The organism is Streptomyces sp. NPDC028298 (genome assembly GCF_055565895.1).
In genome coordinates this window covers 369,579-378,893 of record NZ_JBVHTL010000010.1, presented here as the reverse complement: position 1 = coordinate 378,893, position 9,315 = coordinate 369,579, and the positions used below count along the sequence as shown (strand labels likewise).

Sequence of the window (9,315 nt, the reverse complement as noted above, 5' to 3'; positions counted from 1 at the left end):
ACCAGGACCTCGTAGAAGACGGCGCGTTTGAACCATTCGGGATCGCGGTCCTTGGCCGGGGTGTCCTCGAAGGTGTCAGGGACGGGCTCATTGACGATCATGTGGTGGGTGACCCTCCGATCAACGGTGAGGACGGTCGCAGGACGGTGAGGATGTGCGCCGGCCGGTCACCCGGCTCCAGGCGCACATAGTTGGTCCTGCCCCAGTGGTAGGTCTCGCCGGTGAGCTCGTCGCGCACCGGCACCGACTCGTGCCAGTCCAGGCCGAGTTGCGGCATGTCCAACGAGACCGTGGCCTCCTGGATGTGGTGCGGGTCGAGGTTGACGACGACCACAACCGTGTTCGAACCGCGGGCGTCCGTCGCGGACTTGGAGAAGACGATCACCGCCTCCTGGTCGGCGTGGTGGAAGTGCAGGTCACGCAGTTGGCGCAGCGCGGGACTGCGTCGTCTGATCGCGTTGAGCTCGCGCACCAGCGGCGCGATGCTCCGGCCGTCCCGCTCCGCCGACTCCCAGTCGCGCGGGCGGAGCTGGTACTTCTCGGAGTGGAGGTACTCCTCGCTGCCCCGGCGCAGGGGGGTGTTCTCACAGAGCTCGTAGCCGCTGTAGATGCCCCAGGTGGGGGAGAGGGTGGCGGCGAGGACGGCGCGCAGTTCGAAGGCGGGGCGGCCGCCGTGCTGGAGGAACTCGTGGAGGATGTCGGGGGTGTTGACGAACAGGTTGGGCCGCATGCGGGCGGCCGAGTCGCCCGAGAGTTCGGTGAGGTACTCGGTCAGTTCCTCTTTGGTGTTGCGCCAGGTGAAGTAGGTGTACGACTGCTGGAAGCCGACCTCGGCCAGGGTCCGCATCATCGCGGGCCGGGTGAAGGCCTCGGCCAGGAAGATCACGTCGGGGTCGGTGGCGTTGATGTCCGCGATCACCCGCTCCCAGAACACGACCGGCTTGGTGTGCGGGTTGTCGACGCGGAAGATCCGCACGCCGTGGTCCATCCAGTGGCGCAGCACCCGCACCGTCTCGCGGACCAGGCCGGGCATGTCCTGGTCGAAGGCGATGGGGTAGATGTCCTGGTACTTCTTGGGCGGGTTCTCCGCGTAGGCGATGGTGTTGTCGGGGCGGTGGTGGAACCACTCTGGGTGCTTCTCCACCCAGGGGTGGTCCGGGGAGCACTGGAGCGCGAAGTCCAGCGCGATCTCCAGGCCGAGCGCAGCGGCCCGGGCGACGAAGGCGTCGAAGTCCTCCAGGGTGCCCAGATCGGGGTGGACCGCGTCGTGGCCGCCCTCGGGGGAGCCGATCGCCCAGGGCACCCCGACGTCCTCGGGGCCCGCGGACAGCGTGTTGTCCGGGCCCTTGCGGAAGGTGCTGCCGATGGGGTGGATCGGCGGGAGGTAGACGACGTCGAAGCCCATCTCCGCGATCGCGGGCAGCCGTTCGGCCGCCGTCCGGAACGTGCCGTGCACCGGCGCGTCGACCCGACCGCCCTCCGAACGCGGGAAGAACTCGTACCACGCCCCGTAGAGCGCCCGCTCCCGCTCCACCAGCAACGGCAACGGCTCGGACGAGGTCACCAGCTCGCGCAGCGGGTGCTCCGCGAGGACGGCGTCCACCTGCGGGGTCAGCGCGGCGGCGAGACGGGAGGCCACCGGGCGGCCGGTGTCGCGCAGCGCGTCCACGGCTCCGAGAAGCGTGTCCCTGCTCCTCTTGCCCCGGGGCCCCTTCGGCAGGCCGGCCACCGCCCGCTCGTACAGCAGGGCGCCCTCCTCCAGCACCAGCTCGGTGTCGAGACCGGCCGGGATCTTGATGCCCGCGTGATGCCGCCAGGTCGTGACCGGGTCTCCCCACGCCTCCACGGTGTACGTCCAGCGGCCCTCCGGGCCGGCACTCACCCTCGCCCCCCAGCGGTCGGTGCCGGGGGCCAGCTCGCGCATCGGTGTCCACGGGCCGGGGCGGCCGTCCGGGTCGCGCAGGACGACGTTCGCGGCGACGGCGTCATGGCCCTCGCGGAAGACCGTGGCCGACACCTCGAACTCCTCGCCCACCACCGCCTTGGCGGGACGGCGTCCGTGCTGGACGACCGGGCGGACGTCGAGGACGGGGATCCGCCCGACGGCCGTCGCCGGAGTGACGGCGGTGAGGGGCGCGTCGGGGGCGCGGGTGGCGGGGACGGCGGCCCTGGCCGTTTCGGGAGTGGCCTTCGCCCCCTTCGGAGCGCTCTTCCCCGCCTTGGGAGCGGCCGTCTTGGCGGTCTTGGCCGCCTTGGCCGTCTTCGGGGCGGAGGACTTGGCCGTCTTGGGAGCGGACTTGGCCGCCTTGGAGCGCGCCGTGGTGGCCTTGCGCTCGGACGTCGCCGGAGCGGACGCGTCCGCGGACGGCGTCTCCGGCGTGGTGGCGGGGGTGCCGGCGGCGGAGGTGCCGGGGTCGGTGCCGGCGGCGGCCGACGGTTTCCCGGGTGCGGCGGACGAAGCGGGTGTACGGGACCCGGATTCGGCCGCGCGTGTCCGGGGGGTCTCGGGGGTGGTCGTCGGGGGTGGCGACGTGTGGTGCGTGGCGGGCATGACCGCTCCTGTCCGCGTCAACGTGGGTGGGCGGATGGCGTGTGGGGAGGTGGGGCCTGCGGGCGTACCGGAGGAGCCTTCCCACCCTATGCGGGTGGGCATTCCGGCACTTTGTTAACTACTCACGCGTATGTCTACACACAAGACCGGCCTCGTCCCGGGCAGGCGAGGCCGGTGCGGTGTGGCCGAATCACCCTGGTCGTGCCGGCGTCACCCCAGGGTCAGCCGATGTGCAGGAGCCTGTCCGGCGAACCCGTGCCCGCACCCGACACCTTTCCCGGGACCGCCCGTCTCACCAGCGCCTTCGCCACCTGCGCGGGTGCGGCGCGTGGATGGTCCGCCAGATACAGCGCGGCCGCGCCGGCGGCGTGCGGGCTCGCCATCGACGTTCCGGAGTAGGTGGCTTTCGCCCTGTCTCCGGTGTACGAAGTCGACGTGATGTCCACCCCCGGCGCGAAGAGGTCCAGCGAGGGCCCGGAGTTCGAGAAGCGCGCCCGCGCGTCGGTCCGGTCCGTCGCGCCGACCGTGAGCGCCTCCGCGACCCGGGCGGGGGAGCAGAGCGAGGCCGGCAGCCCGGAGTTGCCCGCCGCGACCGTGTAGGTCACGCCGGAGGCGATGGAGTTGCGGACGGCCGCGTCGAGCTGGGCGTTGGCGGGTCCGCCCAGGCTGAGGTTGGCCACGGCCGGCTTCCTCGCGTGCCGGGTGACCCAGTCGATGCCGGCGATGACCTGGGCGGTGGAGCCGGCGCCCTTGTCGTCGAGGACGCGGACGGCCACGATCCTGGCCTTCTTCGCCACGCCGTACCCGGCCCCGGCGACCGTCCCCGCGACGTGGGTGCCGTGGCCGTTGCCGTCCTGGGCCGTCCCGTCGCCGTCGACGAAGTCCCAGCCGTAGCTCGCCCGGCCGCCGAAGTCCCGGTGGGTGACACGGACACCGGTGTCGATGACGTAGACGGTCACTCCCGAGCCGGCCGAGCCGGGTGCCGTGTACCGCCGGTCGAGCGCTCGGCCCCTCTGGTCGATCCGGTCCAGCCCCCACGACGGCGGGTCGCTCTGGACGCGGTCGGCGCTCGCGTGGCCGGCCGGCACCGAGCCGGCGGCCACGCGGTCGGCCAGGGCCCGGCCGACCGTGACACCCGGATCTCTCACCCCCTCGAACGTCACCCGGGTGTCCTGGACGACGGAGGCCACGCGGGGGTCCGTGGCGAGCCGCCCGGCCTGTCTCGCGTCGGCCCGCACGGAGAAGCCGTTGAGAGCTGTGCCGTAGGTGTGGCTGATTCTCGCTCCGTACCGTTCGGCGACGCTCGCGCCGGCCGACGACGGAGCCCGCGTACCGCCCTTGAGTGTCACGATGTAGCTGCCGCTGACGGAGCCCGGCTCCCCCGCGCCGGACATCCGTCCCGCCCGGGCCGCCCGCGCGGGCGGGGCGTTGGCCGAAAGCACCGCGGCCGTCGCGACCGCCGTGAGCCCCGCCGCCCAGCGCAGACGCCACTTCCTCGTCCGTGCCATGACCTGAGTTCCCCTCCTCGACGCGACGTACCGAGGCCGGTCCGGCCGCTGGGACGGGGTCCGGCCGTACGCCACCCAGTGAGCCTCTCGTGCGGTGCGAAGCATCACAAGACCGCCTATGCGGGTGGAATCGGCCATGCCCTCCCTGAGGCGTCCGCGAAGGTTGCGTCGATTTCACGCCGATGTCACACGGTCGGCTCCGATCGGGGGCCGTGCCGCGATGCGCCGTGTCGCGAAGGCACCCTCGCCGCTAACGTCGTGGGTGACGAAGGGCGCACAACGCCGTGCGTCCCTCAGCCGCGTACGTCCTCCGTGAAGGTGGAATTCGTGAAGGCGATCCGCAGATTCACCGTCCGACCCGTGCTCCCCGAAGCCCTTCACCCGCTCAGTGACCTGGCCCGCAACCTCCGCTGGTCCTGGCACGCAGAGACCCGCGACCTCTTCCGGTCCGTCGACCCCGAGCGCTGGGCCGCGTGCGGCGACGACCCCGTGCGCCTGCTCGGCAGCGTGCCCGCCGGGCGGCTCGCGGAACTCACCGAGGACAGCCGCTTCCTGCGCCGTCTGGCCGAGGTCCGCGACGACCTGCGCGAGTACATGGGCGGCGACCGCTGGTACCAGACACAGACCTCCGACCTGCCCGCCGCCATCGCCTACTTCTCGCCCGAGTTCGGCATCACGGCCGCCCTGCCGCAGTACTCGGGGGGCCTCGGCATCCTCGCGGGCGACCATCTCAAGGCGGCCAGCGACCTCGGTGTCCCGCTGATCGGCGTCGGCCTGCTCTACCGGCACGGCTACTTCCGCCAGTCCCTGTCCCGCGAGGGCTGGCAGCAGGAGCACTATCCGGTCCTCGACCCCAACGAACTGCCCGTGGTGCCGCTGAGCGAGGACGACGGCACCCCCGCCCAGGTGTCCCTCGCGCTGCCCGGCGGCCGCGCGCTGCGCGCCCGGATCTGGCTGGCCCAGGTCGGCCGCGTCCCGCTGCTGATGCTCGACTCCGACGTCGAGGAGAACGGCGTCGGTGAACGCGGGGTCACCGACCGGCTCTACGGCGGCGGCAGCGAGCACCGGCTGCTCCAGGAGATGCTCCTCGGCATAGGAGGGGTGCGGGCGGTCAGGACGTACTGCCGCCTGACCGGGCACCCGCAGCCCGAGGTGTTCCACACCAACGAGGGGCACGCGGGGTTCCTCGGCCTGGAGCGGATCGCCGAACTCGGCGACAAGGGACTGGACTTCGACTCCGCGCTGGAGGCGGTCAGGGCCGGCACGGTCTTCACCACCCACACGCCGGTGCCCGCCGGCATCGACCGCTTCGACCGGGAGGTGGTCGCCCGCCACTTCGGCGCCGACGCCGAACTCCCGCGCATCGACGTGGAGCGCGTCCTCGCCCTCGGCATGGAGACCTATCCCGGAGGCGAGCCGAACCTCTTCAACATGGCCGTGATGGGCCTGCGGCTCGGCCAGCGGGCGAACGGCGTCTCCCTGCTGCACGGCCAGGTCAGCCGGGAGATGTTCTCCGGGCTCTGGCCGGGCTTCGACCCCGACGAGGTGCCGATCACCTCGGTCACCAACGGCGTCCACGCACCGACCTGGGTGGCCCCCGAGGTCTTCCGCCTCGGCGCCCGGCAGGTCGGCGCGCAGCGCACCGAGGACGCGCTGACCGTCGGCGGCTCCGACCGCTGGGACGCGGTGGCCGAGATCGCCGACCAGGAGATCTGGGACCTGCGCAGGGTGCTGCGGGAACAACTGGTCATGGAGGTACGGGACCGGCTGCGGGCCTCCTGGCGCCAGCGCGGCGCCGGTACGGCCGAACTCGGCTGGATCGACGGCGTCCTCGACCCCGACGTCCTCACCATCGGCTTCGCCCGCCGCGTCCCCTCGTACAAACGTCTGACGCTCATGCTGCGCGACCGCGACCGGCTCATGGACCTGATGCTGCACTCCGAGCGGCCGGTCCAGATCGTCGTCGCGGGCAAGGCGCACCCCGCGGACGACGGCGGCAAGCGGCTGATCCAGGAACTGGTCCGGTTCGCGGACGACCCGCGGGTGCGCCACCGGATCGTCTTCCTGCCCGACTACGGCATGGCCATGGCGCAGAAGCTCTACCCGGGCTGCGACATCTGGCTCAACAACCCGCTGCGTCCGCTGGAGGCGTGCGGCACGAGCGGGATGAAGGCCGCGCTCAACGGCTGTCTCAACCTCTCCGTCCTGGACGGCTGGTGGGACGAATGGTTCCAGCCGGACTTCGGCTGGGCGATCCCGACCGCGGACGGCACCGCGACCGACGACGACCGCCGGGACGAGCTGGAGGCCGCGGCCCTGTACGACCTGCTGGAGCAGCGGGTGGCCCCTCGCTTCTACGAGCGCGGCCAGGAGGGACTGCCCGACCGGTGGATCGAGATGGTCCGCCGGACGCTGACCCACCTCGGGCCGAAGGTCCTGGCCGGCCGGATGGTGCGCGAGTACGTGGAGCGCCTGTACGCCCCGGCGGCCCAGGCCCATCGTTCCCTCACCGCCGGGACGGCCCGTGAGCTGGCCGCCTGGAAGTCACGGGTTCGGGCCGCCTGGCCGCGGGTCACGGTCGATCACGTCGAGGCGTCCTCGGCCACCACGACCGCCGAACTGGGCACCACGCTGTCGCTGCGCGTCCGCGTCGGTCTGGGCGACCTCGTCCCCGACGACGTGGAGGTGCAGGCGGTGGCGGGCCGGGTCGACGGGGACGACCGCATCGCGGACGCGGTCTGTGTCCCGCTGAAGCCGACCAACGGCCCGGATCTGGAAGGCCGTTGGGCGTACGAGGGCCCGTTGTCCCTCGACCGCACGGGCTCCTTCGGCTACACGGTCCGGATCCTGCCGTCGCACCGCCTGCTGGCCTCCGGCGCGGAACTGGGTCTGGTGGCGGTGCCCTCGGAGGAGACGGGAGAGGGCGCGGGTCTGCTGATGCGCTGAGGCGCAGCCCGCGAGACCGGCGTGATCGGGGCGAGCCGTGCACCACGGCTCGCCCGGGTCGCGCCGGTCTGCCGTCTCAGGAGTCGAGCCCCGCGCACAGCCGCCGCATCACCTTGCCGCAGCGCTGGGCGTAGGCGTGCTGCAGACCGCGGGTGACGGCGCCGCCCGCGCGGGCGTACCACTTGGCCGCGCGGCTGAAGGCCGTGATCGTGAGCCAGACGGTGCCGTCGCCGGTGCGCGAGACGACGAAGGCCTCCTCGCCGCACTCGGGATGACCGGAAAGGGTCCCGTAGGCCCAGGCGGTGCGCCGGTACTCCTCGGCGGTCCAGACTATGCGGCAGGGGGCCTTGATCAGGCCGATGCCGACCGTGACGTCGACCCCCGGCGCCGCCTTGCCGGCCTCGGAGACCATGCGGATCCCCATGGCCCGGTGCATCTCCCAGGTCATCAGGGCTTCGGACGCGCGCCGGAAGACGGCTTCGCCCTCGCCGATGCGGGAGCGGACGTGCAGTCGGTGGAAGCCCGGGGGGCAGCGGTCCTCGCGGGTCGCGCCCACGTCCTCGTACGTGTAGGGCATGGGGGCAAGCGTAAGGCGGCACCCGGCACGATTCCGTGCCGGGTGCCGCCTCGGTTCGATTACGTTCGCACTAGCTGACGTTGACCGCGGTCCAGGCCGCCGCCACCGTCGCGTACTCGGTGCTGCTGGAGCCGTACAGCGCGGACGCCGCCGACAGGGTGGCCGTACGGGCGCCCTTGTAGTTCGTCGACGAGGTCATGTAGGTCGTCAGCGCCTTGTACCAGATCTGCAGGGCCTTGGCCCGGCCGATGCCGGTGACCGTCGAGCCGCTGTAGGTCGGGGAGTTGTAGCTGACACCGTTGATCGTCTTCGAACCGCTGCCCTCCGAGAGGAGGTAGAAGAAGTGGTTCGCGACGCCGGACGAGTAGTGCACGTCCTTGTTGCCGACGGTGGAGGACCAGTAGTCCGCGGAGCCGCCGTCCTTGCTCGGCTTGTCCATGTAGCGCAGCGGGGTGCCGTCGCCGTTGATGTTGATCTTCTCGCCGATGAGGTAGTCGCCCACGTCGGAGGAGTTCGCCGCGTAGAACTCGACACCGGTGCCGAAGATGTCCGAGGTGGCCTCGTTCAGGCCGCCGGACTCGCCCGAGTAGTTGAGGCCGGCGGTGTTGGCGGTGACGCCGTGGCTCATCTCGTGGCCCGCGACGTCGAGCGAGGTCAGCGGGTGCGTGTTGCCCGAGCCGTCGCCGTAGGTCATGCAGAAGCAGCTGTCGTCCCAGAACGCGTTGACGTACGCGTTGCCGTAGTGGACGCGCGAGTACGCCCCGACGCCGTTGTTCTTGATGCCGCTGCGGCCGAAGGTGTTCTTGTAGAAGTCCCAGGTCACCTGCGCGCCGTAGGCGGCGTCGGCGGCCGCGGTCTGGTCGGTGGTGGAGCTGGAGGCCGCGCCGGTGCCCCAGACGTCGTCCGCGTCGGTGAACAGCGTGCCCGCGGAGGAGGTCGTGGTGTGCGACTTGTTGTACGTCTTGTGGCTGCCGCGGGTGCCGTCGGTCAGGCTGTACGTCGAGCCCGACAGGGTGGTGTTGAGCGTGACCGTGCCCGAGTAGAGCGTCTTGCCGGTGCCGGTCTCGATGCCCTGGTACTCGTAGAGCTTCTTGCCGGTGGCCGCGTCGGTGATGACGTGCAGCTCGTTGGGGGTGCCGTCGTCCTGGAGGCCGCCGACGACGGTCTCGTAGGCGAGGGTCGGCTTGCCGCTCGCGGCCCAGATCACCTTGCGGGGAGCCTGGTCGGCGGCGGTCTTGGCCGAGCCGGCGTCCTTGGCGGCGGTCAGCGCCTGCTTCTCGGCCTTGGCGGTGGTGACCAGCGGCTTGAGCGAGGCGACCTTGATGGCCGTCTTGGTCGCACGGGTCACGCCCTCGGTCTTGCCGGCCTTCTCGTGCACGACGAGGTCGCCGCCGAGGACCGGAAGGCCGTTGTACGTGCGCTCGTAGCGGGTGTGGACCGTGCCGTCGGCATCCTTGACGACGTCTCTGACGACGAGCTTCTCCTTGGCACCGAGGCCTATGCGCTGAGCCGTCTCCGTCTTGGCGGCGTCGGCCTTCTGGATGAGCGCGGTGCGGGCGGAGGCGGAGAGCTGGACCGGGGCCGCGGCGAGGGGGGTGACCCGGCCGGCGGGGGAGGCCTCGGTCTGGGCGGAAGCTCCGGTGGTCAGACCGGTGGTGAGCAGGGCTCCGGCGGCGACAGCGGTGGCGATGGCCAGAGTGGTGCGCTTGTGACGCGCGTAGAGGGGGGTCACG

The 9,315-nt window shown here is 71.7% G+C and carries 5 protein-coding genes; 1 reads left to right on the top strand and 4 read right to left on the bottom strand.

Annotated elements, in window-relative coordinates; genetic code table 11:
* Positions 1-97: 97 nt before the first annotated feature.
* Positions 98-2,551 (bottom strand): alpha-1,4-glucan--maltose-1-phosphate maltosyltransferase, encoded by a 2,454-nt coding sequence (locus ACZ4TO_RS36335; protein ID WP_468026420.1) that lies wholly within the window; start codon positions 2,549-2,551, stop codon positions 98-100.
* 221 nt (positions 2,552-2,772) lie between these two features.
* On the bottom strand, positions 2,773-4,059 hold the full coding sequence (locus ACZ4TO_RS36330) for a S8 family peptidase (protein ID WP_468026419.1): 1,287 nt from the start codon (positions 4,057-4,059) through the stop codon (positions 2,773-2,775).
* Between the two features lie 327 nt (positions 4,060-4,386).
* Here ACZ4TO_RS36330 and ACZ4TO_RS36325 point away from each other — a divergent pair, with 327 nt between their 5' ends.
* Positions 4,387-7,005 carry a glycosyltransferase family 1 protein gene (locus ACZ4TO_RS36325; protein ID WP_385047058.1) on the top strand — a complete coding sequence of 873 codons (2,619 nt, stop codon included), beginning with the start codon at positions 4,387-4,389 and terminating at the stop codon, positions 7,003-7,005.
* A 76-nt stretch (positions 7,006-7,081) separates the two neighbouring features.
* Here ACZ4TO_RS36325 and ACZ4TO_RS36320 read toward each other — a convergent pair whose 3' ends face one another.
* Both ACZ4TO_RS36320 and ACZ4TO_RS36315 read right to left on the bottom strand, forming a co-directional pair.
* Complete coding sequence (locus ACZ4TO_RS36320; protein ID WP_382791256.1) at positions 7,082-7,582, bottom strand: DUF1990 family protein; 501 nt, start codon at positions 7,580-7,582, stop codon at positions 7,082-7,084.
* Positions 7,583-7,652: 70 nt separating this feature from the next.
* Positions 7,653-9,314 carry a M4 family metallopeptidase gene (locus ACZ4TO_RS36315; protein ID WP_468026418.1) on the bottom strand — a complete coding sequence of 554 codons (1,662 nt, stop codon included), beginning with the start codon at positions 9,312-9,314 and terminating at the stop codon, positions 7,653-7,655.
* Between the last annotated feature and the right edge of the window lies 1 nt (position 9,315).